This window comes from Agarivorans gilvus, from assembly GCF_001420915.1.
GTDB classification, from domain to species: Bacteria; Pseudomonadota; Gammaproteobacteria; order Enterobacterales; family Celerinatantimonadaceae; genus Agarivorans; species Agarivorans gilvus.
Genome location: NZ_CP013021.1, coordinates 3,352,431 through 3,377,500 on the forward strand (window position 1 = coordinate 3,352,431; position 25,070 = coordinate 3,377,500).

Here is a 25,070-nt window from a genome sequence, read left to right on the forward strand (position 1 = left end):
ACAGATGGCCTGGAATGAGCCTGGCAACAAGGGTGGCGGAGACCGTGACCCTTGGGGCAATAACAATAAGAACGGTAATCAGGGGCCCCCTGATTTAGACGAGGTTTTCACTAAACTTAGCCGTAAGTTTGGCGGCATCTTTGGCGGAAAGAAACCACCAGTAGGTGGCGGGAGCGGCGGCGTTAGCGGTTTTGGTATTGCTGTCATCGCTGTGATTCTCGCCGTTGTTTGGGTGGCTAGTGGGTTCTACACCATTGAAGAAGCGGAGCGCGGCGTAAAACTGACCTTTGGTAAGTACGACGTTGCAGCGGGTCCCGTTGAGCCTGGTCTAAATTGGAAAGCAACTTTTATCCAAGAAGTGATTCCTGTGGATGTTGAGACCATTCGTTCCTTACCTGCTTCAGGCTTTATGTTAACTGAAGACGAAAATGTAGTGCGGGTAGAAATGGACGTGCAGTACAAAGTTGTCGACCCTAAAGCTTATTTGTTTAGTGTCACCGCGCCTGATGACAGTCTTGCCCAAGCTACCGACAGTGCTTTACGTTACGTTGTGGGTCATACCAAAATGGATGACATTTTAACCACCGGTCGTGAAGTGGTTCGTAGCGAAACCGCTGCGATGCTTGACGAAATTGTTGAGCCTTACAATTTAGGTATTCAGGTGACCGATGTGAACTTCTTGCCAGCACGTCCACCTGAAGAAGTTAAAGACGCTTTTGATGATGCGATTGCCGCGCAAGAGGATGAGCAGCGTTTCATTCGTGAAGCAGAAGCTTACCAACGTGAAATTGAACCTAGAGCGCGTGGTCGTGTTCAGCGTATTGAACAAGAAGCTCAGGGTTACCAAGAGCAGGTTGTGCTAAGAGCCCAAGGTGAAATTGCTTTGTTTGAGCAGCTGCTGCCTGAATATGAGTCGGCTCCAGATGTGACTCGCCATCGTTTATACCTAGAAACGATGGAAGAGGTTTATTCGAAAGCGAACAAAGTATTGGTTGATGGTTCAAACAATAACAACATGCTGTATTTGCCGATTGATAAGTTGATGGAACAAGGTAGTAAGAACACTGCAAACAAAGTAAACAGAAGTTCTACGAATACCAATAAAATGGGTTCGGAACCTGCTACCTCTATACCATCTAGTCCTTCTACGATTAGAAGCAGCACTCGTTCAACATCGGGGAGAAATTAAGCCATGAAACAGTTTGCAATTTTTGGCGTGATTTTAGCCTTGTTGGTGGCTTACTCTTCAGTCTTTGTAGTGAAGGAAGGCCAGCGCGGTATTGTAATGCAATTCGGTAAGGTTAAACGTAGTGACGACGGTGAAGCGCGTGTCTACGAACCGGGTTTACAATTTAAGGTGCCATTTATCGATTCAGTAAGAAGGCTGGATGCGCGCATTCAAACCTTAGATGGCAACGCCGATCGCTTTGTAACATCTGAGAAAAAAGATTTGATCATCGATTCCTACGTTAAGTGGCGAATTTCTGATTTCTCGCAATTTTACCTACGTACTGGCGGTGGTTCTGTCGCTCAGGCAGAGTTATTGTTAACCCGTAAAATTAACAACGGTCTGCGGAGCGAAATTGGTGCTCGCACCATTCGTGACATCGTTTCTGGTGAGCGTGGTCAAGTGATGGAAGATGCTTTGAAGCGTATGGCGCGTTCTGCCGAAATTGGTATTGAAGTGCTAGACGTACGCATCAAGCAAATTAACCTGCCAGATGAAGTCAGTAATAGTATCTTCCAGCGGATGCGAGCAGAACGTTTAGCCGTGGCTAAAGAACACCGCTCTCAAGGTCAGGAGCAAGCCGAGATTATTCGTGCTAACGTTGACCGTCGAGTGAATGTGATGTTGGCCGATGCCGATAAACGTGGCCGCCAAATGCGCGGTGAAGGTGATGCGACAGCGGCAAAGATTTACGCCGATGCTTACAAAAAAGACCCAGACTTTTATAAGTTCTGGCGAAGTCTAAGAGCCTACCGCAATAGTTTTGAAACTGGCGGTGATGTAATGGTATTAGACCCTAATAGTGAGTTCTTCCGCTACATGAAAGAACCAGCTTCTAACTAAACTTGAGGGCCCAGTGTAAGCTGGGCTTTTTTATGACAGATTCTTTTTTACTCGCCGTCGCTTTGCTATGCCTGCTTGAAGGCCTAGGTCCTTTATTGTTTCCTAAGCGATGGAAACGGCTGTTAAAACAGATATCTGAGACACCAGCGACTAGTATTCGACAGATAGGCCTTGGCTTAGTGACAGTTTCTATTGTCCTGCTCTATGTGATTAATCTTTGACCTTAACGCATAAAATAGGTATAAATTGCACCCCTTGACTGTCCGATTTCTGCTAGAATCGCTTTTTAACTGAGACGACGAAAGACAATGGGAAAGAACGTAGTGATCCTCGGCTCTCAATGGGGAGACGAAGGTAAGGGTAAAATCGTAGATTTACTCACTGATAAATCAAGCTATGTGGTGCGCTATCAAGGCGGTCACAACGCTGGACATACCCTAGTTATTGACGGCGAAAAAACCGTCCTTCATTTAATCCCTTCTGGGGTACTTCGTGATAACGTGACCTGCGTTATTGGTAACGGAGTCGTATTAGCTCCTGATGCGCTATTTAAGGAAATGGCTATGCTCGAAGAGCGTGGTGTTCCGGTGAAAGAGCGTTTAGTGATCAGCGAAGCTTGTCCACTTATTCTGCCTTACCATGTTGCCCTTGATATGGCGCGTGAAAAAGCCCGTGGTAAAAAAGCCATTGGCACTACCGGGCGTGGTATTGGTCCCGCCTATGAAGATAAAGTGGCTCGCCGCGGTTTGCGCGTGGGTGACTTGTTCGATATGGAGCAGTTTGCTACCAAGCTAAAAGAAGTCATGGAATACCATAACTTCCAGCTTAATCATTACTACGACGCGCCAAGCGTAAGTTATGAAGAAGTGCTTGAGCAAATGACGAAGATGGCGCCGGTACTTATAGCCATGGTTAAGGACGTTACTGACTTATTAGATCAAGCGCGTCGTGGTGGTGATTCAATTATGTTTGAAGGCGCCCAAGGCACATTGCTTGATATTGACCACGGTACTTATCCTTACGTGACTTCTTCTAATACCACTGCTGGTGGCGTTGCCACAGGAAGTGGTTTCGGTCCGCGTCATTTAGATTATGTATTGGGTATTACTAAGGCTTACACCACGCGTGTTGGTTCTGGTCCATTCCCTACCGAGTTAGATGATGATATTGGCCAACATTTAGGTGAGAAAGGGCATGAATTTGGCGCGACAACTGGGCGTAAACGTCGCTGTGGTTGGTTAGATGCCGTTGCCATGCGTCGTGCTGTGCAAATTAACAGTTTGTCTGGTATCTGTTTAACTAAACTAGATGTATTAGATGGTTTGGAAGAGTTAAAAATTTGTACTGGTTACAAAATGCCTGATGGTGAAGTTTTACGTGTTCCACCTATGGCTGCAGAAGGCTATGAAGTGGCTGAACCGGTATACGAAACTATGCCTGGTTGGTCGGAAAGTACCTTTGGTTTGACGGCTAGAGAACAATTACCACAAGCTGCACTAGACTATATTGCACGCATTGAGGCCTTGTTAGAAGTGCCTGTTGATATTATCTCAACTGGCCCAGACCGCGTAGAAACGATTATTTTGCGCCACCCATTTGCTTAAGTTATTAAGCTGAAGAAAAAAGGCTGCCACAGGCAGCCTTTTTTGATCGTTAAGCATGTTGCTTGTCGCTAGCGCTTATGCGGCTCGGTCGGCCGCGATATTGGCTAAACTGATCAACGCCTGCTTGTATTCGCTATTTTCTAAGATGTCCAAAGCTAGAATTGCTTTTTGTGCTTCTTCTGCCGCTTTAGCTCGGCAATAGTCCAAGGCTTTGGTCTTTTCTAATATCAACAGAATTTCGTCTAATTGGGCTCTAGAACCGCCCTGTTTAATCGCTTCGGCAATCGTGGTCTTATCACCTTCTTCAGCTTGCTGCATTGCGTAGATAAGCGGCAGAGTGGGTTTTCCTTCGGCCAGATCATCACCAACACTTTTGCCCATTTCTTCTTGGTCGGCAACGTAATCGAGCACATCGTCCATAATTTGAAAGGCTGTGCCAAGATACTTACCGTAGTCTTGCATGGCTTCTTCAATGCTCTGGTCTAATTCTCCAATTACCGCAGCTAAGCGAGTGGCGGCCTCAAACAGTTTGGCCGTCTTACAGTAGATGACCTCGAAGTAGCGTTGCTCGTCAGTATCTGGATCGTTGCAATTAATCAATTGCAACACTTCCCCTTCAGCAATAACGTTAGTGGCATCGGCAAGGATGTCCATGACCTTAAGGTTTTGCAGTTGGGTCATTAATTGAAAAGAGCGCGAATATAAGAAATCGCCTACCAACACACTGGCGGCATTACCAAAGCGGGCATTGGCGGTATCTTTACCGCGGCGCAGCTCTGACTCATCAACTACGTCGTCATGCAATAAGGTTGAAGTGTGAATAAATTCGATAATCGCCGCCAGCTTAATATGTTGCTGTTGCTGGTAACCAAGGGCGCGTGCGGCTAATACGGTAAGTAGTGGGCGGATCCTTTTGCCACCGCTATTTACAATGTAAAAAGAAATTTGATTAATAAGAGCAACATCTGACTCGAGCTCTTTAAAGATGAGATCGTTTACTGCTGTCATATCTTGGTGTGACAGCTTTTTTATTGCATCCAATTGCATAATTTATCTTTAGTACTTCGAAGTGAAGCTTCAATAGCTTATTTTGATAATTTGATGTTGCAATAATATCTCAATTTAGTGGTTTAAGCAGCTTTAGTAGGGGAAAATTCTTGGGCTTGGGTGAATTTTAAACTTTTTTGAATTTCCCCTTGCGGGAACAGATCTTTTTCCGTAGAATCCGCCGTCATTGTTGAGAATTATAGACACCTTGAAATATCAGGTGTACAGCGGAGTTTGAAAAAAATGTACGCGGTTATCCAAAGTGGTGGTAAACAGCACCGTGTGGCCGAAGGCCAAACACTTCGCCTTGAGAAACTAGACGTTGAAACTGGTGAAACAGTTGAATTTGATAACGTATTACTAGTTGCTAATGGCGAAGACGTTAAAGTAGGCGCACCTTACGTAGATGGTACCAAAGTAACAGCAGAAGTTGTTTCTCATGGTCGTGGCGATAAAGTTAAAATCGTTAAGTTCCGTCGTCGTAAACATTCACGTAAGCAACAGGGCCACCGTCAGTGGTTCACTGAAGTTCGCATTACAGGCATTAACGGTTAATTTAGAGGAATATACTCATGGCACATAAAAAGGCTGGTGGTAGTACTCGTAACGGTCGCGATTCGGAAAGTAAACGCTTAGGTGTTAAACGTTTCGGTGGCGAGTCTGTATTAGCGGGTAGCATTATTGTTCGTCAACGTGGTACTAAATTCCACGCGGGCACCAACGTTGGTATCGGTAAAGACCATACTCTTTTCGCAACTGCCGAAGGCAAAGTGAAATTTGAAGTTAAAGGTCCTAAAAACCGTAAGTTTGTTAGCATCGAAGCTGAATAAACGTCCAATTTGTTATTCAAAAAGCCCCGCACTAGCGGGGCTTTTTTTTTCCAATAAGCCACTATTTCGCTCACGAAATAGCCATGGTGCATTATAGTTAAGCGATAATGCTGGAGTAGAAAATGAAATTTGTAGATGAAGCGGTAATTAAAGTTGATGCTGGTGATGGTGGCAATGGCACCATTAGCTTTCGCCGTGAAAAATATGTCCCGCGTGGTGGTCCTGACGGCGGCGATGGTGGTGACGGTGGTAGTGTTTATTTGGTGGCCGACGAAAACCTTAATACCCTAATTGACTATCGCTTTGAGCGCTTTCACAAAGCTGAGCGTGGCGAGAATGGACAAGGCTCTAACTGTACCGGTAAACGCGGTGAAGATTTAGAGCTGCCTGTACCCGTGGGTACCCGTGCTCGAGACCAAGATACTGGGGAGATCCTCGGTGATCTTACTCAGCATAAACAGCGTCTATTGGTGGCCAAAGGTGGTTTTCACGGTTTAGGCAATACTCGCTTTAAGAGTAGTACTAACCGTGCTCCGCGGCGTAAGTCGAATGGTACTCCGGGTGAAGTTCGTAACCTACAGTTAGAGTTATTACTGCTGGCAGATGTGGGCATGTTAGGCTTGCCCAATGCGGGTAAATCTACCTTTATTCGTAGTGTTTCCGCTGCCAAGCCTAAAGTAGCCGATTATCCATTTACCACGCTTATTCCTAATCTAGGCGTGGTTCGTCAGTCTGAGAATCGCGGTTTTGTTATTGCCGATATTCCTGGTTTGATTGAAGGGGCTGCCGATGGAGCTGGTCTTGGGGTTCGTTTCTTAAAGCACTTAGAGCGTTGCCGTGTATTGTTGCATATGGTGGATGTATTACCCGCTGATGGCAGTGACCCTGTGGAGAATGCCTTAACTATCATTAGCGAGCTTGAGCAATATAGCGAGAAGTTGTTTGAAAAGCCGCGTTGGTTAGTATTCAACAAGGTTGATTTAGTTTTAGAAGAAGAAGCCGATGAGATCCGTCAGCGAGTGATTGACGCATTAGGCTGGGAAGGCGAAGTATTTTCTATTTCCGCTTTGGAAAATAATGGAACCAAAGAAATCTGTAAGGCAATTGGCCAATTCTTAGAAACCTTACCGGTGGTAGAAGAAGAGCTGGCCGAACGGGAAGAAGTTAAGTTCCAATGGGACGATTACCATCAGCAGCAAATTGAGCAAGCTGAGTTTGAAGACTGGGACGATGATGATTGGGATGATGACGATGATCATGGTGTAGAGGTTATTTACCAGCCATAGTAAGCTATTCATTTGTTGTTAGTTGTCGTGATACTCGGATAGTTAAACATGTTACGCTCATTTAGGAAATATACGGGGCCTGTTCAGGCTCCGGTTCGTAATATCGATTTAGAGCAGCAAACTCGCATCTGTCGAGTGGTTGTATTGGCTGGGCGCATCATGCAACAGCATGGTGCAGAAAGTAAGTTAATCGAAGAAACCTCGGTTCGTTTAGGTCTCGCCCTAGGCTTAGATAGTGTCGAGTTGGCGATAACCGCAAATGCCTTAGTGCTTACTGGCCTATCCAAAGGACGTTGTATTACTACTACCCGTCGAGTTTATGACCGTGGTATTAACATGCACATGGTCTGCGAAGTACAACGTATTACCATCATGGCTGAAAAGCAGTTGTTGGATGTAAATGAGGTAGTCAAGCGTTTAGAGCGTTTACAACCTTATAAGTACAATCGTTGGCATGTGGTATTTATGATTGGCCTATCATGTGCCTGTTTTAGTCATCTGTTTGGTGGTGATTGGACGGTATTTGCTATGACGTTTATCGCATCAGCTATCGCTATGTTTTTCCGCCAAGAAATGGCTCACCGCCATCACAACCCCATTCTTAATTTCGGTATGACCGCCTTTGTGGCCACGTCGGTGGCAGGTTTGGCGGTTCGCTATGACTTAGGTAATCAACCGCAAACGGTGATGGCCGCCTCGGTATTATTATTAGTTCCTGGTTTTCCGCTTATTAATGCGGTGTCGGATATGGTTAAGGGACATATTAGTATGGGGATTTCCCGGTGGTTTTTTGCCTCGCTATTGAGTTTGGGGGTTGCCATGGGCATTGCCCTTTCGATGTGGGCAACTGGCGTCAGCGGGTGGTTATAAGATGTTAGAATTATTAGCAATTTTAGTTGAAGACGCGATTTTTTCATCGGTTCCCGCGGTGGGCTTTGCGATGGTGTTTAATGTGCCTTCGCGAATGTTGCCACTGTGTGCCATTGGCGGTGCGTTTGCTCACTGTTTACGAACCCTGTGTATTCACTGGGGCGTGCCCTTAGAGTGGGCCACTTTGGTGGCTTCAACCAGTGTCGGTTTAGTGGGAGTTTATTGGTCGCGTCGTTACTTGATCCCTCGGCCGGTATTTACTGTGGCCTCGATAATACCGATGATTCCCGGTAGTTTTGCCTTTAAAACCATGGTGGGTATTATTGGCCTATATAGCGGCGGTTTTAGCGAAGCATTGCTGGCAACAGTTATCGAAAACGGCTTGCGTACTTTGTTTATTTTGATGGCCTTGAGTTTTGGCTTAGCGATTCCCTCTGTGGTGATCTATCGCGGCCGACCGATTGTTTAGTAAATGATAAAAATAAGGTAGTAGAGTGAAGCTAGCGATGATTGCTGCAATGACCAAGCAGCGGGTAATAGGTAAAGATAATCAAATGCCTTGGCATTTACCCGCCGATTTGGCGCATTTTAAACGGGTAACCATGGGCAAACCGGTGATTATGGGACGTTTAACCTATGAATCTATTGGGCGCCCTCTGCCTGGGCGTTTAAATATAGTGGTCAGTCGTAATCCCAAGCTTAGCATTGCTGGCGTTGAAGTGCTCAGTAGTGTTGAGGCCGCCTTGGAGCGGGTTAAGGATGAAGCGGAAGTAATGATTATTGGCGGGGCAAACATTTATCAACAATGTTTGCCTTTAGCGGATTCACTCTACTTAACTTTTATTGATACCGAATTAGAAGGGGATGCTTATTTCCCTGATTATCTGCAACAAGCATCTTGGCAAACGCTTCACCGCGAAAGTCATCCCGCGGATGATAAAAACCCTTATGATTTGGAGTTTGTTAGCTTAGCTAGGGCTTAATCATATTTTTGTTGAAGCAAGCTTGAGTATACATGCGCTGGTCGTCCCAGCGCAGCATCGACAAATAGTTTCCCCATACACAACCGGTATCTAAGCCAGAAACTAAAGCATGTTTGCTTTTCCCCATTAGAGCCGCCCAGTGACCAAAAATGATGTGGGTTTGCTTAAGGTGTTTACCGGGTATTTCAAACCAAGGTTTTAAGTTTGGGTTGTTATTTTTATTGGGTGGCAGTTTAGAGTCAAAATCTAAGCTGGCATCGGGAAAGCAATACCGCATACGGGTAAACACATTGATAATACAGCGCAATCTGTCATAGCCGACCAGTTCGTCTGTCCAATGAGCTGGTTCGTTACCGTACATATTCTGTAACAACTGCAGGTAGTTGTCGCCAGCTAGCTCTGCTTGTACCTCTTTAGCTAACTTTAAGGCCTTGCTGACTTTCCATTTGGGGTAAATGCCGGCATGCACCATTACTACATCAAAGTCAGGGTGTTTCTTTATCAGTGGTTGTTGGCGCAGCCAGTCGAGCAGTTCGTCGCGGTCCGGCGCATCCAATAGGGCTTGCAAATTATCGCGGCGTTTAGCTCGGTGAATGCCATTGGCAACAGCCAGTAGGTGCAGGTCGTGGTTACCCAGTACGATGTGCGCAGAATCGCCTAAGTCTTTTACAAAACGCAAAGTCTCCAGAGACTTAGGGCCTCGCGCTACTAAGTCCCCGGCTAGCCATAGCTGATCTTTTTTTCGAGAAAACTTACATTGCTCGAGTAAGGCTTGCAGTTCGTCCAAACAGCCTTGGACGTCGCCAACGAAATAACTTGCCATTGGTTTTCTCTATTAGTGAAGTTTGTTGGGCAAGGACAAGCGAAATGGCGGTATTTCTGCTTCAAATTCATTGCCTGATTGGTCGACTAAAGTGTAGCTTCCCTGCATCACACCGACCTCGGTAGCGAGCACAGCACTGCTGGTGTAGCTAAACGGCTTTTCTGGTTTAAGCAGTGGCTGTTTACCCACTACACCATCTCCTTTTACTTCTTTCACTTCGCCGTTGCCGTCGGTGATTAGCCAATGGCGGCGCAATAGCTGTAAGTCTTGCTCACTGGTATTGCGAATGGTGATGGTGTAATAAAAGGCATATTGTTGCTGCTCAGGAACAGAATGTTCAGGTAGAAAGCCAGTTTCTACCTGTATATCCAAAGCGTATTCTGGGCTATGAGTCATCGCTACTAGAGGCCTGCAATAATTGTTCTTTATCTATGTAATTAGCAATATCACAAAATTGCTCAATAGTTAAATTTTCAGGGCGTAGCGTAGGTTTTAGTCCAAGGGCTTCGAGGTGTTCAACACTGAGTAGATTACCTAAGGCATTGCGAATGGTTTTGCGGCGCTGGTTAAAGGCTTCTTTACATACGCGATCTAAGGTAGCTAGAGAGTTGAGAGGGTATAGAGTGCTTTCATAAGGCTCTAAACGAACCACTGCAGAGTCTACCTTTGGTGGTGGCATAAATGCTTCAGGCGGCACTTCTAATGCCGGAAAAACACGACACTGCACTTGAGTCATGACACTAAGGCGACCATAAGCTTTACTGTCTGGCCCGGCGGCCATGCGATTGACCACTTCCTTTTGCAACATAAAGTGCATGTCAGAGATGGCGCTGCTAAAGCTTAATAAATGGAAAATTAGCGGGGTAGAGATATTGTAGGGCAGGTTACCAAATACCCGCATTTTTTGCTGGGCCTGGCTTAACTGCATAAAGTCAAACTTTAGGGCATCAATCTCATGAATAGTGAGCTTATCAGCTAGGCGTGGATGTTCGCGCAGGCGTTGAGCTAAATCGCGGTCTAATTCCACTACATGTAAACGCCCTGCTGCATTGGCAACGGGCTCGGTCAATGCGCCCAAGCCGGGGCCAATTTCTACTAAGTTTTCCCCTTCTTGAGGGTAGATCGTAGCAACGATTTGGCTAATCACTGACTCATTGTTCAGGAAGTTTTGGCCAAAACGTTTACGGGCGCGATGCCCTTGATGAACTTGTTTATTCATGTTCTCGCTCTACCATGTCGATGGCGTGTTCTAAGGCTGTAATCATACTTCCATGATCGGCTTCACCAGTTCCCGCCAGCTCAAGCGCTGTTCCATGGTCAACTGAGGTTCTTATAAAGGGTAGGCCAAGGGTAATGTTTACTGATTTGCCAAAACCCTTATATTTCAATACAGGTAAACCTTGGTCGTGATACATCGCTAACACGGCGTCGGCTTCGGCGAGGTATTTATCTTGGAATACCGTGTCTGCTGGCAATGGCCCAATTAAATTCATGCCATGTTCTTCACGCATTTGTTCCAGAAGAGGAATAATGATGTCGAGTTCTTCGCGACCTAGGTGGCCATCTTCGCCAGCATGAGGATTGAGACCACACACATAAATTTTAGGTTGTTTAATCGCGAATTTACTTTGTAAGTCATGATGCAAAATACTGATGATATTGTACAAACGCTCATGCGTAATGGCTTTAGCCACATAGGCTAAAGGTAAGTGGGTGGTGGCAAGGGCCACTCGTAAGCCTTCGGTGGCTAGCATCATCACTACATCTGAGCAGCCCGCTTGTTGGGCGAAAAACTCAGTATGTCCGCTGAATGATACTCCCGCTTTATTAATAATGCCTTTATTGACGGGGCCGGTAACCACCGCGGCAAATTGCCCATCCATGTTGCCTTTACAAGCAAACTCCAGCGTTTTAAGTACGTAATGGCCGTTGGCTTCATCTAGCAGTCCGGGCACGGCTGGAGCACCCATGTTAATAGGGGCAATGGTGAGAGTACCGGCGGCCTGCGGCTTAGCTGCTTGTTCGGGTTGATAACTCAGCAAGCGAATATTAATTCCTAACAGTTTGGCGCGTTCTTCTAAGAGCTGAGGGTCGGCCACCACTACTAGTTCCATCGGCCAAGCTTGCTGGCTAATCGCCAGCACTAAGTCTGGACCAATACCGGCAGGCTCGCCCGGAGTGAGCGCGATTCTGGCGACAGTGTTACTCATGCGTCACCATCCAAAATCTCAACATAGGCTTCTTCGCGAAGCTCTTCTTGCCAAGCTTGCATCTCTTCGTTGTATTTACGATTAAAGATTAATTGGCGAGCTCGGTTTTCGCTGGCTTGGTTGGTGGTATCGGTGGTGCGCTTATCGAGCACTTCTAATAAATGCCAACCGAAGGTTGAACGAAACGGCTGACTAATTTCACCAACGGCTAAGCGAGTTACCGCATCTCTAAATGCTGGAACATAAGCGCTGGGATCAGACCAACCTAGCTCGCCACCACGCACCGCTGAGCCTGGATCTTCAGAGTATTGGCGAGCCAGCTCTGCGAAGTTGGCTTCCCCAGAAATAAGTTGTTCACGAAACTCTGACAGTAGGCTTTTGGCCTTTTGGTCGCTCAGAATAATCGAAGGTTTAATTAGAATATGGCGCGCATTAACCTCTAAGGTTTCTACCTTTTGTAGCCCTTCTGCATCTAACACCATCACAATATGTAAGCCAGTGTCGGTACGGATTGGCCCCAGTACTGACCCTTTGGTTTGGTTGGCTACTACGCCAGCAAATAGGGTGGGCATTTCTTCTATGGTCATCCAACCCCAGTCACCGCCTTCTAAGGCTTTGGGGCCTTGAGAGTAAGTCATGGCTAGCTGATTAAAGTTTTCACCTTGCTTAAGTTGTTGCACTATCTGCTCGGCTTGTTGCTGTGCGGCAGCCTCATCGTTACCGATACGGATCAAAATGTGGCCGACTTGGTAACGTACGGTACCTTTGTCTTGCTCTTCGATGAGTTTGATTAAAGCCTGTACTTCTTGGTCTGAAATGGATACTCGACGTTGCACTTGGCTACGACCCACTTCACCCAGAATAATCTCGGTGCGGATTTCATCTTGGAATTGTTGGTAGCTCACCCCTTGTTGCTCTAGCTCAGCTAGAAACTCTTGGCGAGTCTTTTTTTCTCCCGCGATGATGTTATCAATAGTATTTTCTAACTGGGTGTCACTGATCTTGATACCTAAGCGTTCGGCGAGTTGTAATTGCAGGCTTTCTTGTATCAGTCGATCCATCACTTGCTGCTGCAATTCATTTTCCGGTGGTAGGGCTTGTCCCTCTTGCTTAGACAAGCGTGTGACTTTATTGGTGAGCTTTTCTACCTGAGTTTGGGTGATCACATCGTTATTCACAATGGCAACAACCTTATCCAGCAACTGTTCTTGTGCCTGTACTAGCCCAGTATTAAGCAGTAATATACTCAAACTAAGCAAAATTAATTTCTTCATCTTGTTCCTATCATTACGGCAAGCAAAACGCGGCTACTTTACCATATTTGTACTAAAGGTTTTAATGGTTGAGGTAAAAGGGGCGACCATATTTAAAGTTACCGCCTTCTAACATTCGTTCACGGGCACTGGGGTCATTACCGCCAAGGCCTTTTATTTCAAAATCTAGGCGAACGGAAGTATCAAATTCTCCCACGCGGTCGATGTTGGAGTTGTAATCAACATAGGTGCTTTGCAGGCCTCGTTGGTAGGTCAATCGAATCCCCCAGCAACAGGCGTTATATTGCACTCCTAAATAGCTTTCTATGCTGCGGTCTAGAATCATATCGCGATAGTAGCTACCTACCGCTGAAATTGTAGGGGTGATTGGCCAAGCCACTTTACTGCCAAGCTGGTTAACGTCACCGATCATGGTTTCATCGGCGAGCGAGTAGCGATAGTTCAATTGCACTAGTTTTTCGGTTTCGGGGCGCCATTCGATGGCGGCATTGGCTTTATTGAGACGACCCTCGCGCGTATCAATTTGCAAACCGGTGTGACCATACCAATCTTCACGAATATTGGCGTCCATTTCAAAGGCTAGGGCAGAACTGGAGTTGCTAGAATAGTCACTATTCGGCACTAGAGTAGTCTCGCTTGGTTCAAAATAAATGATCTGTCCTAAGCTTAAGCGCAGTGTTTCTTGGTTATTGGCTGAAAGAAAGCGCGAATGAACCCCTAAGGTGATTTGATTGGCATCCGCTATACGGTCTAGACCACTATAGCGTTGGTCGCGAAATAGCCCGTAGTAATCTTGTTGTAGGCTAGCGGTATCATACAAACCGATATCATCTTGGTTGGTATAAGGAATGTAGAGATATTTAATCACTGGCTCTAGGGTTTGAGTGTAGTCTTCGCCAAACCAAAGGGTATCTCTATCAAAGTTAAGCCCCCCATGCAGGCTCAGCTTAGGCAAGGTGCGACTGGTCGAGGCGGCTAAGTAGCGGTAGTTAATGTCATTGCCTTGGTCTTGTCGGTAATAGGTATGCATTAAAGCGAAGTCCGCTTGAAAAAAGCCTGCTGGCACCACGTAGGGCAAACTTAGGCTGGGCTCAAGGTGTAAACGCTGTGCGGTATAGAGGCTTGGGTCACTGTGGTCAAAATTACTCAGTTCAGAGCTAAAGCCTGCTTGCAAGTTATGCCAATTGAGATCCCAATCTCCAACAAAGCTTAATTGTGGCAATAAGGTATGAGGTTGCTCAGTATTACCAAGCACCTGAAAATCTTGCACTAATACTTGGCTATACCAATTCTTGGTGTGGTAACCAACACTACCAGTTTGAATCAGCTGGTTTTCGTTGAGTTTCCCCAGATCATCACCCAAGTCGTTAAAATAGTTGTCATCACTAATTTTGCTGTAGTCGCTGTTGAAGCGCCAATGACGTCGATACTGGCCTTGATGTTCCCAATGTAATAAGTAACGGTCGCGGTCTAGTAAGTCGTCATTGGGCAGGTAGTCTGCGTTGATTAAACCGCTATGTTGGCCCAATAAATAGCGGAATTCATTTTGTAATTGCACGCCGCGACGAGTCATTAGACGTGGTGTAATCGTAGCATCGAAGTTAGGCGCAATATTCCAATAATAAGGTACTGAGATATCTACACCGTTTTTGGTGGAGGTAGAAATGCTTGGAAATAAAAAGCCACTATGGCGTTGGTCCCCAATTGGGTAAGAAAAATAGGGTAAGTACAATACCGGTACATCGAACAGCCTTACGGTGGCGTTTCTGGTGGTAGCCCATTCTTGTTCGGTATCAATGTCGATTTTCTGTGCTCGAATTTCCCAACTAATATCATCGGGAGGGCAAGCGGTATAACTTGCATCCTCTAAGGAAACATTTTTTTGGTCATTGATGGTTAGGTTTTTGGCTTGGCCATGTCCCTGTTGCTCAAACAGCTGGTACTCCGCCGAATTGAGCTTCGCTTTGTTGTCTTTTAAGTTAGCGCTAAAAGTATCACTTTTAACACTGACCAAATTGTCCTGAAATTCAATTTTACCGTTAGCTTCCAGTGTTTGCGCTTGTTCGTCTAATACGGTGCTTTCAGCTTTTAACACACGGGCGCCTTGGGAAAATTCAACGTTGCCGTTAAAGCTGGCTCGCTCACCTTGAGTGGCCTGTACCTGGTCCGCCTTTACAACGTAAGGAGCATTAGGGTCTACGGGGCCACGGTCAATACGCTCGGGGATGTGGGCGCGACATTGAGGTATGGATAACGGTGTTTCTGCGTTAGCACCAAGGCTGGAAAGCAACAGCGCTAATCCTAGCGATGTTTGCAGGCACCGAGTAGTTACGAACATATAAATATGCACCATTCCCTGATATAAACAAATTCTAAGCGCGCGATATCAACGTTGTGCTTAATGAATTCTGTGGTTAAAGTTAGCCGCATATAATACTGGATTTATTGGTAAGCGGCTATTTAAAGGCTGTTTTTAGTATAAGAAATTATGAGTAAACTACAGCGCCAAGCCGCTTTACAGCAATGGCTGTCAAAAACCTTCAAGATTGCTTCTCCTGATTTGCAAATGGTCAGTGGTGATGCCAGCTTTCGTCGCTATTTTCGTTTTGAGCTTGCCGGGCGCTCGGCCATTGCCGTTGATGCGCCGCCAAGCACTGAAAAAAATCATCAGTTTGTCGCCTTAGCTGAGGCGCTAAGCCAGCAAGGCCTTGCTGTGCCTAGCGTTTATGCTGCTGATTTGGAAGACGGTTTTTTATGCCTTCAAGATCTCGGTTCGAGTCTGTTAGAGCAGCAATTAACCCCAAGCAATGCTAAGCAACTGTATAGACAAGCCTTACGGCTAATTGTTCAATTACAACAAACACCAGTTCAGAGTTTGCCTGAGTTAGAACGTTTTGACGCGGCGTTCATTCAACGAGAGCTGGATATTTTTGCTGATTGGTTTGTTGGTCAAGAGTTAGCCTTACCCGATACGTGGCAACAGCAAGCCGATTGGTCAAGCTTGTGCCGTGAGTTGAGCGAGGCGATTATGCAACAGCCCTATGTGGCGATGCATCGTGATTTTCACTGCCGTAATTTAATGCTCGAGCAGCAGCGCCTGGTTATGATCGACTTTCAAGATATGGTTGAGGGGCCGATCTGCTACGACCTAGTGTCTTTGCTGCGAGATTGTTATGTGGGCTGGCCTGAGAGTTTGGTTCAGGACTTAAGTTTGGAGTATTTTCAACACTTGCCAGCTCCGTTGGCTCAATCTGTCAGTGAAGAGCAATGGCAACGTTGGTTTGATTTAACCGGCTTACAGCGCCACCTCAAGGCGATTGGAATTTTTTGTCGTTTGGATCATCGAGATGGTAAAGCGGCTTATCGGGCAGCTATTCCCCAAACTCTCAGTTATGCCTTGAAAGTGAGCGCTGCCTATCCAGAACTACAGACATTTCATCAGTGGTTGGCTAGCGTGACAAAGGGGCTTAGCGATGAGCTGCATTAATACCGCGATGATTTTGGCGGCTGGGCGTGGTGAGCGGATGCGCCCGCTCACCGACCATTGCCCTAAACCTTTATTAGAACTTGCTGGTAAGCCATTAATTGAATGGCATATTGATAAACTTCAGGCTGCCGGTATTCGGCGCATTGTGGTGAATACCGCTTATTTAGGCGAGCAGATTGAAGCTCGTTTGGGAAATGGGCGGCGTTGGGGGCTAGATATTTTATACAGCCGAGAAGTTGAGGCTTTAGAAACCGCTGGCGGGATCGTTCAGGCCTTAGACTTATTAGATGCTGAACAATTTTTAGTGGTTAATGGCGATGTGTGGACCGATTGGGATTATCGCCCGCTATGCCAGCCAAGTCTTGAGCAGCGTTTGGCGCATCTATATTTAGTGAGTAATCCCAGTCACCACCCGAAGGGCGATTTTGCTTTGCAAGGCCAACTAGTGGTGGATAAACCAGCCTTTACCTTCAGCGGTATCGCACAGTACCACCAGTCATTTTTTGCCGGTTTAGCACCAGGCCGACGCGCCCTTGCCCCTTTGTTAAGAGCGGCGATGCAACAGCAGCAGGTTAGTGGGCAGCTGCATCAGGGCTTATGGGTCGATGTTGGCACGCCGCAACGACTGCAACAGTTAAATCAGAAATTAGTTAAAGATTGAGACGAATTATGCGTATTTGGGGAAAACTTCTAGGAGTATTTTTTGGGCTGATGTTTGGTGGCGTATTTGGGGCGCTGCTCGGTTTGTGGCTAGGTCACCGTTTCGATAAAGCAGTAGGGGGGAGTTTTGGCTTCTCTTATGGTAATGGTAAGTTGGTGCAGCAAGAGTTTTTATTCTCTACCTTTGCGGTACTTGGCCATATTGCTAAGTCGAAGGGCGTAGTCACTCAGCATGAAATTCAGGTCGCCTCGTTGTTAATGGATAAGATGGGCTTGCAAGGCGAAGTGCGTCGTCAGGCTCAAGACGCTTTTCGCCAAGGTAAAGATCCCGATTTTCCTCTTGATGAACAAGTTGCCCGTTTCGTTAAGTCCGCTGGTGGACGTTGGGACTTGTCGCAGATGTTTATGGAGATCCAGCTGCAAGGCGTGTTTGCCGATGGAGTGGTTGATGCCAGTGAACGAGCCTTATTGCAGCGAGTGGCAAAAGGTTTAGGTTTTTCAGAGCGCCAGTTAGAGTCGATGATTTCTCGCTGGGAAGCGGAACTGAAGTTTCGCCAACATTATAATCAAAATTACACTCATCAACAGCGGGCACAAGCGAGTACTCAGCAGTTACAAGAAGCCTATCAAATACTGGGTGTTGACTCGCAAGATAGCGATCAACAGGTGAAACGAGCCTATCGAAAACTGATGAGCCAACATCATCCAGATAAATTGGTGGCTAAGGGCCTACCGCCAGAAATGATGGAGTTGGCGAAACAGCGCACTCAAGACATTCAACAAGCTTACGAGTGCATAAAGCAGCACCGTAAAAACCTTTAATTGGCGAACACTTGGTTGCGAGGAGCACCCGCTATAAAGGCTTCGATATTGTCGGTCAGTTGATCGGCCAGCTGCTGCATGTTTTGGGTGCTTGCTCATGCCACATGGCGGGGAATAACTTGTCTCACCTAAGCGCTTCCATTCTCAAGACATTCAACAGCCTTACTAGAGCATAAAGCAGCACCGTAAAAACCTTTGATTGGCGAACTTTTGGCTGCGAGGGGCTCCCGCTATAAAGGCTTCGATATTGTCGGTCGGTCGATTGATTGGCTAGCTGCTGCATACTTTGGGTGCTTGCCCACGCCACATGGGAGTGAGAATAAAATTATTTAGCCTAAGCGCTTCCATTCTCAAGACATTCAACAGCCTTACTAGAGCATAAAGCAACACCCTAAAAACCTTTAATTGGCGAACACTTGATTGCGAGGGTCGCCAGCCACAAAAGCTTCGATATTATCGATCAGTTGGTCGGCTAACTGCTGCATATTCTGGGTGCTTGCCCATGCCACATGGGGAGTGAGAATAAAATTATCTAGCTTAAGCGCTTCCTTCAAGGGGCTATTGTCAGCGGGCGGCTCTAGCACCGACACATCACTGGCTGCGCCGGCAATTTGCTTGCTTTGTAGGGCATTTAACAGTGCTTGTTCATCAACAATGCCGCCACGAGCAGTATTGATGACAAGGGCATTGGGTTTCATTACAGCAAACTCTGGCTGCTTAATTAAGCCTTCGGTTTCGGAGTTTAGTGGGCAGTGTATGCTGAGCACATCGGCCATGGCTAAGGCTTCCTCAAAGGCGACTTTCCCTGGGCGAGGGGAGCGTAGCTTGCGCTCGGCAAATACTACTTGCATGCCGAGTTGTTGCGCTAATTTAGCGGTGGCTTGACCCAGGTTGCCGCCGCCGATTAGCGTTAAGGTTTGCCCCGCTAAGTTGTCGATGGCAAAGTCGAAGAAGCAAAATTGTTGGGCTTGTTGCCAGCGGCCTCGTTGGATGGCGTGGTGGTACGCCATAATATTACGGCGCAGATTAAACATCAGCGCGATGCTATGTTCAGCGACACTTTGCGCGGCGTAATCGCGAATATTAGAGACCACGATGCCTTTTTGCTGAGCATAGTTTAGGTCGACGTTATTGGTGCCGGTGGCCGCGACCGCAATCATCTTTAGCTTTGGAAGTTGGGCTAAGCTGGCTGCTTGCAGCGGTACTTTATTGACTACGATGATATCTGCATCTTGAGCGCGCGCTACTACTTGTTGCTCTAGGCTAGTCTCAAAATTGAGCCATTGATGGGGGAAGTTTGCGGTTCTTAAATTAATTTGTTCGGCGAGGGTGGCGCGGTCTAAAAAAACAATTTTCATCGTAAGCTTGAGCTAGTTGGGGTGTTTTTAGCATAACAAGATTCGTTCAAACCGCCTACCGCCATTGGAAAGCGTTTAATTTAATACCAACCTAAAGCATTAAACCAACCGTAAACGGCTTTATTGAGTTTAGCGCTGTTGGGCTGAGTTTGAGCCGTAGCCGGCAGCTCGGTTTGTCGATAATTGAGCTTTTGACTTTTAGTGCTGGCGATTAGCCGTTGCTGCCGAGCAGTTTGCTGCCAATGGTTGTAGTCGTCAGCGTAAATATCGAGTATTGGCAGCGACAGTTGCGCAGCTTGTTCTGCCAGTTGTTGATTAAGTTGCTGGTCGGGATAGTAGGCACTGACTAAGACTAAGCCATCGGGAGCTGGCAACTGCTGCTCTGCCAATAGCTCTACCAGCCAAGCTCCCATTACGCCTTGAGCCACGATAACCTGAAAACCAAATTGTTCTTGCTGAGCTTGCTTGGCTGCTTCCAATAGCGTTTGTAAATCTTGTTTATATTGTTGGCGGGCTTCTTCTTGCTGAGTAATGGCGCTGCTTTGCATTAAACCGGCCATGGGAGAAGGGGGAAGAATGGCGCCGGTTTCCCAACCCCATTGTGGTAAGGCCTGGCGAAGCGAATCGATGCTATTGGCCGCGCTGGGGCTCTCTCCCCAATCAGGTAGTAATAGTATCGAGCCACGCTTTTGAGGGGTTTGTTCTTCTAACCAGAGGCTTACATATTGTTGCTCGGCCACTTGCAGTGGTTTTAGTTCTCCTTGCACTTGCCAATGGGAAAAATCACTCGCCTGCCACTGTGCCCAAACGGCGGAGCTAGAGATTGAATAAGCAAGTAAGCAGGCTAGAAGTTTTCGCAAAATAAGCAGTTCCTTTAGTGAGCACTTCTATTATATCGGGTCAACACCGCTCTAGCTTTAGTTAAAAAGGAGGCGGGCAGTTAAACTCCATCCATTGCTCGGTTTGCGGGTGATAAAAGCCCAGTTTAGCGGCGTGTAAGTGCAGCCGCTCACTGAGTGCTTTGGCTGCAGTTGTCGCGTAAAAACCATCACCAACAATTGGGCAGCCAATTTGTTGCATGTGCACCCGTAATTGATGAGTACGACCGGTTATGGGTTGTAGCTCCACCAAGCTGCTATGTGGGCGAGTTTCTAGCACTTTCCATTTGGTTAAGGCGTGTTTGCCCAGCTCAAAGTCAACTATTTGCTTGGGGCGGTTAGGCCAATCACAGCGTAGTGGTAGTTCCACTTCTCCCTGTTGTTGCTGGGGGTGGCCATAAATTTCTGCGTAATAGGTTTTGGCAGTTCTACGCTGTTGAAATTGACGGCTGAGGTGGCTTTGGGCCGGTTTACCTAAAGCCATCACGATTAAACCCGAGGTGGCCATATCGAGACGGTGAACCACTTTAAGTTCTGGCCAAACCCGCTGGGCACGCTGCCATAAGCTGTCTTTTTCTATCCTACCGGGCACCGATAACAAACCACTGGCCTTGTTAAACACAATCACCGCATCGTCTTTATATACGATGCTGAAGTAGGGGGACGTGGGCGGGCGATATACAAAATCTGGCATGACAAGCGCTCTAAAAATTAAGGCCTTAGTGTAAGCTAAGGCCTCAAGGTAAATAAACCGAAATCAAGCTATTTAGTTATGAGAAACCAAAATGACGCGTAAGCTGTCTAGCTTAACTTGGGCTTTTTGTAAGTAGTTATCGGCATTATCCCTTAGCTCACGCATAGTGGCCAATTCATCTTGGCGGATGCTCGGGTTCACTGCGCTTAGGGCTTCTAGTCGTGCCAGTTCAGCATTCAAACTCTGTTTCATCTTGTTGCTGGCTTGAGCGACAATGTCACTGAGCTGTTGTTGAGCTAGCTTATTGGCTTGGGCCAACAGGGGATGGATCTGCTGCTGAGAGGCACTGACTAATTTCGCTGCTAAGTGACGATTTACCGCAGAAAGCTGCTGGTTAAATTGCTCAAAACCTACCTTATCAGATAGGTCGCCGCCATTTTTATCAAGCAGGATCCGCACCGGTGTGGCGGGTAAATAGCGCTCAATTTGAAATGCCGCTGGCGCACTGGTCTCTACTACGAATATGCCTTCAAGGAATAGACTACCCACTGGCAAAGCGCGGTTTTTCAATAGGGCAACCGAACTAGTACCTAGATCGGCACCAAGAATGGTATCGATACAACTTTGCAGTAATGGGTGTTCCCAAGACATAAGCTGAATTTCATCACGACTTAAGGCGGTGTCTCTATCGTAGGTAATGGTACAGCCGTCTTCTGGTAGACCATTAATAGAGGGCACTATCATTTGTTCACTGGCATGCAATACTAGGGCATTTTCACCTTTATCGTCTTGATTGATGCCAATACTGTCAAACAAGCGTAGGCTGAAAGTCACAAAGTGCGGGTCTTGCTCGGCGCTTTGAATTTTTTCAATCAGTTGCTGGGCTTTAGTTCCGCCACTAGAGTGGATTTCTAATAAACGGTCTCGTCCGGCATCGAGCTTTTGTCTTAGCTCTTGGTAGCGCCGTGCTGTGTCTTTGATTAAGGCATCTAGTTCAGCGGGGGCTGCCTCAGCGCTGGCTAATATAGTGTTTAAGCGCTCGCCAAACTCTTTATATATTTCGCTACCAGCAGGGCAGGTGTGTTCAAAAGCATTCAGCCCTTCATGGTACCAGCGTAATAAACTTTGCTGAGGCGTGTCTTGTAAATAAGGAACATGAATTTGAATATCATGTTTTTGGCCAATTCGGTCGAGGCGGCCAATTCTTTGCTCAAGCAAGTCTGGGTTGGTAGGCAAATCGAATAATACTATGTGTTGAGCAAACTGGAAGTTGCGACCTTCAGAGCCAATTTCGGAACATACCATTAACTGAGCACCCGCTTCATCTTGGGCAAAATAGGCAGCGGCTTTATCGCGCTCTAGTAAGGACATATCTTCATGGAATACAGTGCCGCGAATACCTTCGCGGGTACGCACCGCATCTTCGATGGCTAAGGCGGTGGCAGCCTTCGCACAAATCAACAGTACCTTCTTTTGCTTATTGGCTAGCAAAAAGTCAATTAGCCAATCGATACGGGGATCATACTGCGTCCAACTGGCGCTGTTTTCCGTTTCACCTTCAAACTGTTGGTAGAGCTCTTCTGGGAACATCAGCTGGTTATTCAGCCCACTGTTGTTACCCTGCATCATCTGTTGCACTTTCAAAGCCGTTTTATATTGGCTGGGAAGATTGAGCGGATAAGCGCTGAGCTGTCTTTTAGGGAAGCCTGCGATAGCATTGCGGGTATTACGGAATAATACTCGCCCTGTGCCATGGCGGTCTAACAGGTGTTGTAATAGCTCTTGCTTAGCTTGCAGTTGCTGCTCTTCAGTCGCTTGTTTATCGTTAATTAAGTTAATCAATGGCTGAATATCATTTTCACTTAACAACTCCGTAAGCTGATTAGCGTGCTGATCGCTTAAGCGCCCAGTATCAAGTAGAGCCTGAGCGGCTTCGGCCACCGGTTGATAGTGCTGTTCTTCTTCTAAAAACGCTGCGTAGTCGTAGAAACGGTCTGGGTCGAGTAAACGCAAGCGAGCGAAGTGGCTTTGGTGGCCCAATTGATCCGGCGTCGCGGTGAGCAACAGTACGCCAGCAATTTGTTGCGCTAAATGTTCAATGACCTGATATTCTCGGCTAGGGTTTTGTTCATCCCATTGTAAGTGATGGGCCTCGTCTACCACTAGTAAGTCCCATTCTGCCTCGGCCACTTGTTCAAAGCGTTTTTTCTTGCGGCGTAGGAAGTCTAAGCTACATAAGACCAGCTGCTCAGTTTCAAAGGGATTTTCTGCGTCGGCATAGGCTTCGATGCAGCGGTCTTCATCAAATAAACTGAAATGCATATTAAAGCGGCGTAGCATTTCAATCAGCCATTGATATTGCAGCGCATCGGGTACCACAATCAGGACGCGTTTAGCTAAGCCGGCAATTAACTGCTGATGAATGATCAAGCCCGCTTCAATGGTTTTACCCAAGCCAACTTCATCAGAAAGCAATACCCGTGGAGAAATGCGCCGACCGACTTCGCTAGCAATGTATAGCTGGTGGGGGATCAGGCTTACCTTGCCTCCCATTAAACCTTTTAATTCTGATTGCTGTTGTTCGAAGCGCTTCACTAAGGTTTGGTAACGCACCACAAAACTGTCGAAACGGTCTATTTGGCCCGCAAATAGGCGATCTTGTGGTTTGTTGAATTTAAGGAAGTGGCTTAAAAACATCTCACGCAGTTGCACAGGCTCTTGAGTATCGTGGCGAACGCCATGGTAAATAATGAGCTCATCGACTTCTTCTAATTCGCTAATGGTCATCGACCAATCGTCGGTACTGCTAATCTCATCGCCAACATTGAATACTACGCGAGTAACTGGCGCATCAGCCATGGCATAAAAGCGGTTCTCTCCGCTTGCTGGAAATAGTAAGGTCACCATTCGACCTTCTATAGCGACAACCGTGCCTAAACCTAACTCTGATTCTGAATCACTGATCCAGCGTTGGCCGATAGAAAATGACATCAGCAAAGACTCCAAACGACAAAGGGCGGCTATGGTATCCAATACATTTGTGATGTAAACCCAGAATTTACCTAAAATCTCTTTTTATAATCTGCGTCTTTATTATAGAAGCTAGCAAACAGACATAGATAAACTATAGTTATCTAGCTAAGAAGCAGCGAATCATGTCAAATAAGCAGCAAATTGTTTGCTAACTGAGCACTTGAACTAAATCTTGTGATTTTCTTCAAAAAACGCTTGCGCCGAAAGATTCGATGCCTATAATGCACCTCCACTGACACGGCACACAGCGCTTCGCAGCGATGAGGATGCAAGTCAGGGCTGACAAGGCCTAGGGCTGAGTTAGCGACTTTCAAACTGGTTTTTAAAATGTTTTAAAAAAGCGGTTGACAGTCACAGAGGATGGCGTAGAATGCGCACCTCGCTTCGGCAAGAAGCAACGCTCTTTAACAATTTATCAAGCAATCTGTGTGAGCACTCACAGGGCATTAAGCGAAAAAATTAAGCTTAAGTGAACTGGATGCTTGCACTGTAAAACACAGTACTATTTCAGTTTTTAACTTGAGCGAAAGAACTTTTGATTGAAGAGTTTGATCATGGCTCAGATTGAACGCTGGCGGCAGGCTTAACACATGCAAGTCGAGCGGTAACATTTCTAGCTTGCTAGAAGATGACGAGCGGCGGACGGGTGAGTAATGCTTGGGAAACTGCCTGAGAGTGGGGGACAACAGTTGGAAACGACTGCTAATACCGCATAATGTCTTCGGACCAAAGGAGGGGCTCTTCGGACCTTTCGCTTTCAGATGTGCCCAAGTGGGATTAGCTAGATGGTGGGGTAATGGCCTACCATGGCGACGATCCCTAGCTGGTTTGAGAGGATGATCAGCCACACTGGGACTGAGACACGGCCCAGACTCCTACGGGAGGCAGCAGTGGGGAATATTGCACAATGGGCGCAAGCCTGATGCAGCCATGCCGCGTGTGTGAAGAAGGCCTTCGGGTTGTAAAGCACTTTCAGTTGTGAGGAAGGTTGTGTGGTTAATACCCATATAATTTGACGTTAGCAACAGAAGAAGCACCGGCTAACTCCGTGCCAGCAGCCGCGGTAATACGGAGGGTGCGAGCGTTAATCGGAATTACTGGGCGTAAAGCGTACGCAGGCGGCTTTTTAAGCCAGATGTG

The 25,070-nt window shown here is 46.7% G+C and carries 24 protein-coding genes and 1 rRNA gene (1 of these 25 only partly in view); 14 read left to right on the plus strand and 11 right to left on the minus strand.

What is annotated here, in order from left to right; translation table 11 throughout:
- Window positions 1-4 precede the first annotated feature (4 nt).
- The 4 genes from hflK (at window position 5) to AR383_RS15930 (ending at window position 3,675) form a co-directional block, all read left to right on the plus strand.
- Window positions 5-1,189: an FtsH protease activity modulator HflK gene (hflK, locus tag AR383_RS15920; protein WP_055734021.1), complete on the plus strand. Its 1,185-nt coding sequence runs from the start codon at window positions 5-7 to the stop codon at window positions 1,187-1,189.
- A 3-nt stretch (window positions 1,190-1,192) separates the two neighbouring features.
- Complete coding sequence (hflC, locus tag AR383_RS15925; protein ID WP_055734022.1) at window positions 1,193-2,071, plus strand: protease modulator HflC; 879 nt, start codon at window positions 1,193-1,195, stop codon at window positions 2,069-2,071.
- A 32-nt stretch (window positions 2,072-2,103) separates the two neighbouring features.
- On the plus strand, window positions 2,104-2,292 hold the full coding sequence (locus tag AR383_RS21370) for a DUF2065 domain-containing protein (RefSeq protein WP_083481645.1): 189 nt from the start codon (window positions 2,104-2,106) through the stop codon (window positions 2,290-2,292).
- A gap of 87 nt (window positions 2,293-2,379) precedes the next feature.
- On the plus strand, window positions 2,380-3,675 hold the full coding sequence (locus AR383_RS15930; protein ID WP_055734023.1) for an adenylosuccinate synthase: 1,296 nt from the start codon (window positions 2,380-2,382) through the stop codon (window positions 3,673-3,675).
- Window positions 3,676-3,750: 75 nt separating this feature from the next.
- Here the strand turns inward: AR383_RS15930 and ispB are convergent, their stop codons facing one another.
- Window positions 3,751-4,722 carry an octaprenyl diphosphate synthase gene (ispB, locus tag AR383_RS15935; RefSeq protein ID WP_055734024.1) on the minus strand — a complete coding sequence of 324 codons (972 nt, stop codon included), beginning with the start codon at window positions 4,720-4,722 and terminating at the stop codon, window positions 3,751-3,753.
- A 243-nt stretch (window positions 4,723-4,965) separates the two neighbouring features.
- Here ispB and rplU point away from each other — a divergent pair, with 243 nt between their 5' ends.
- The 6 genes from rplU to folA all read left to right on the plus strand — a co-directional run bounded on the left by rplU (window position 4,966) and on the right by folA (window position 8,691).
- Complete coding sequence (gene rplU, locus AR383_RS15940) at window positions 4,966-5,277, plus strand: 50S ribosomal protein L21 (protein WP_055734025.1); 312 nt, start codon at window positions 4,966-4,968, stop codon at window positions 5,275-5,277.
- 17 nt (window positions 5,278-5,294) lie between these two features.
- Entirely contained in the window at window positions 5,295-5,552 is a 258-nt protein-coding gene (gene rpmA / locus AR383_RS15945) for a 50S ribosomal protein L27 (RefSeq protein ID WP_055734026.1), read from the plus strand.
- 122 nt (window positions 5,553-5,674) lie between these two features.
- Window positions 5,675-6,838, plus strand: a complete 1,164-nt coding sequence (gene cgtA / locus AR383_RS15950; protein WP_055734027.1) for an Obg family GTPase CgtA — start codon at window positions 5,675-5,677, stop codon at window positions 6,836-6,838.
- A 48-nt stretch (window positions 6,839-6,886) separates the two neighbouring features.
- The gene (locus AR383_RS15955; RefSeq protein ID WP_083481646.1) at window positions 6,887-7,708 is read left to right on the plus strand and encodes a threonine/serine exporter family protein; all 822 of its coding nucleotides are present in this window, start codon (window positions 6,887-6,889) and stop codon (window positions 7,706-7,708) included.
- Window position 7,709: 1 nt separating this feature from the next.
- Window positions 7,710-8,177 (plus strand): threonine/serine exporter family protein, encoded by a 468-nt coding sequence (locus AR383_RS15960; protein WP_055734028.1) that lies wholly within the window; start codon window positions 7,710-7,712, stop codon window positions 8,175-8,177.
- A 25-nt stretch (window positions 8,178-8,202) separates the two neighbouring features.
- Window positions 8,203-8,691, plus strand: coding sequence for a type 3 dihydrofolate reductase (gene folA, locus AR383_RS15965; RefSeq protein ID WP_055734029.1), 489 nt, complete (start codon window positions 8,203-8,205; stop codon window positions 8,689-8,691).
- On the opposite strand, the gene AR383_RS15970 is transcribed toward folA, so the two are convergent.
- From AR383_RS15970 to lptD, 6 genes are all read right to left on the minus strand, one after another.
- On the minus strand, window positions 8,681-9,514 hold the full coding sequence (locus AR383_RS15970) for a symmetrical bis(5'-nucleosyl)-tetraphosphatase (protein WP_055734030.1): 834 nt from the start codon (window positions 9,512-9,514) through the stop codon (window positions 8,681-8,683). The two genes, folA and AR383_RS15970, sit on opposite strands and share 11 nt — an antisense overlap.
- A 12-nt stretch (window positions 9,515-9,526) precedes the next feature.
- Window positions 9,527-9,910 (minus strand): Co2+/Mg2+ efflux protein ApaG, encoded by a 384-nt coding sequence (gene apaG, locus AR383_RS15975; protein WP_055734031.1) that lies wholly within the window; start codon window positions 9,908-9,910, stop codon window positions 9,527-9,529.
- Window positions 9,900-10,733, minus strand: coding sequence for a 16S rRNA (adenine(1518)-N(6)/adenine(1519)-N(6))-dimethyltransferase RsmA (rsmA, locus tag AR383_RS15980; RefSeq protein WP_055734032.1), 834 nt, complete (start codon window positions 10,731-10,733; stop codon window positions 9,900-9,902). The genes apaG and rsmA overlap by 11 nt, the downstream gene beginning before the upstream one ends.
- Window positions 10,726-11,724 carry a 4-hydroxythreonine-4-phosphate dehydrogenase PdxA gene (pdxA, locus tag AR383_RS15985; RefSeq protein ID WP_055734033.1) on the minus strand — a complete coding sequence of 333 codons (999 nt, stop codon included), beginning with the start codon at window positions 11,722-11,724 and terminating at the stop codon, window positions 10,726-10,728. Before pdxA ends, rsmA begins: the two co-directional genes overlap by 8 nt.
- Window positions 11,721-12,998, minus strand: coding sequence for a peptidylprolyl isomerase SurA (gene surA / locus AR383_RS15990; RefSeq protein WP_055734034.1), 1,278 nt, complete (start codon window positions 12,996-12,998; stop codon window positions 11,721-11,723). Before surA ends, pdxA begins: the two co-directional genes overlap by 4 nt.
- A 61-nt stretch (window positions 12,999-13,059) precedes the next feature.
- Complete coding sequence (gene lptD, locus AR383_RS15995) at window positions 13,060-15,336, minus strand: LPS assembly protein LptD (RefSeq protein ID WP_188407571.1); 2,277 nt, start codon at window positions 15,334-15,336, stop codon at window positions 13,060-13,062.
- A gap of 150 nt (window positions 15,337-15,486) precedes the next feature.
- Here lptD and AR383_RS16000 point away from each other — a divergent pair, with 150 nt between their 5' ends.
- From AR383_RS16000 to djlA, 3 genes are read left to right on the plus strand one after another with little or no spacing between them, the layout of a single operon-like run.
- Window positions 15,487-16,485, plus strand: coding sequence for an aminoglycoside phosphotransferase family protein (locus tag AR383_RS16000; protein ID WP_055734036.1), 999 nt, complete (start codon window positions 15,487-15,489; stop codon window positions 16,483-16,485).
- Window positions 16,472-17,146 (plus strand): N-acetylmuramate alpha-1-phosphate uridylyltransferase MurU, encoded by a 675-nt coding sequence (murU, locus tag AR383_RS16005; RefSeq protein ID WP_055734037.1) that lies wholly within the window; start codon window positions 16,472-16,474, stop codon window positions 17,144-17,146. The genes AR383_RS16000 and murU overlap by 14 nt, the downstream gene beginning before the upstream one ends.
- Before the next feature lie 8 nt (window positions 17,147-17,154).
- Complete coding sequence (djlA, locus tag AR383_RS16010; protein WP_055734038.1) at window positions 17,155-17,967, plus strand: co-chaperone DjlA; 813 nt, start codon at window positions 17,155-17,157, stop codon at window positions 17,965-17,967.
- Window positions 17,968-18,368: 401 nt separating this feature from the next.
- Here the strand turns inward: djlA and AR383_RS16015 are convergent, their stop codons facing one another.
- The 4 genes from AR383_RS16015 to rapA all read right to left on the minus strand — a co-directional run bounded on the left by AR383_RS16015 (window position 18,369) and on the right by rapA (window position 23,888).
- Complete coding sequence (locus AR383_RS16015; protein WP_055734039.1) at window positions 18,369-19,325, minus strand: D-2-hydroxyacid dehydrogenase; 957 nt, start codon at window positions 19,323-19,325, stop codon at window positions 18,369-18,371.
- An 80-nt stretch (window positions 19,326-19,405) separates the two neighbouring features.
- Window positions 19,406-20,185: a DUF3530 family protein gene (locus tag AR383_RS16020; RefSeq protein ID WP_055734040.1), complete on the minus strand. Its 780-nt coding sequence runs from the start codon at window positions 20,183-20,185 to the stop codon at window positions 19,406-19,408.
- Window positions 20,186-20,246: 61 nt separating this feature from the next.
- Window positions 20,247-20,897 carry a pseudouridine synthase gene (locus AR383_RS16025; RefSeq protein WP_055734041.1) on the minus strand — a complete coding sequence of 217 codons (651 nt, stop codon included), beginning with the start codon at window positions 20,895-20,897 and terminating at the stop codon, window positions 20,247-20,249.
- 72 nt (window positions 20,898-20,969) lie between these two features.
- Window positions 20,970-23,888, minus strand: coding sequence for an RNA polymerase-associated protein RapA (gene rapA / locus AR383_RS16030; RefSeq protein WP_055734042.1), 2,919 nt, complete (start codon window positions 23,886-23,888; stop codon window positions 20,970-20,972).
- 578 nt (window positions 23,889-24,466) lie between these two features.
- Here rapA and AR383_RS16035 point away from each other — a divergent pair.
- A 16S ribosomal RNA gene (locus AR383_RS16035) occupies window positions 24,467-25,070 on the plus strand (it continues 937 nt past the right edge of the window).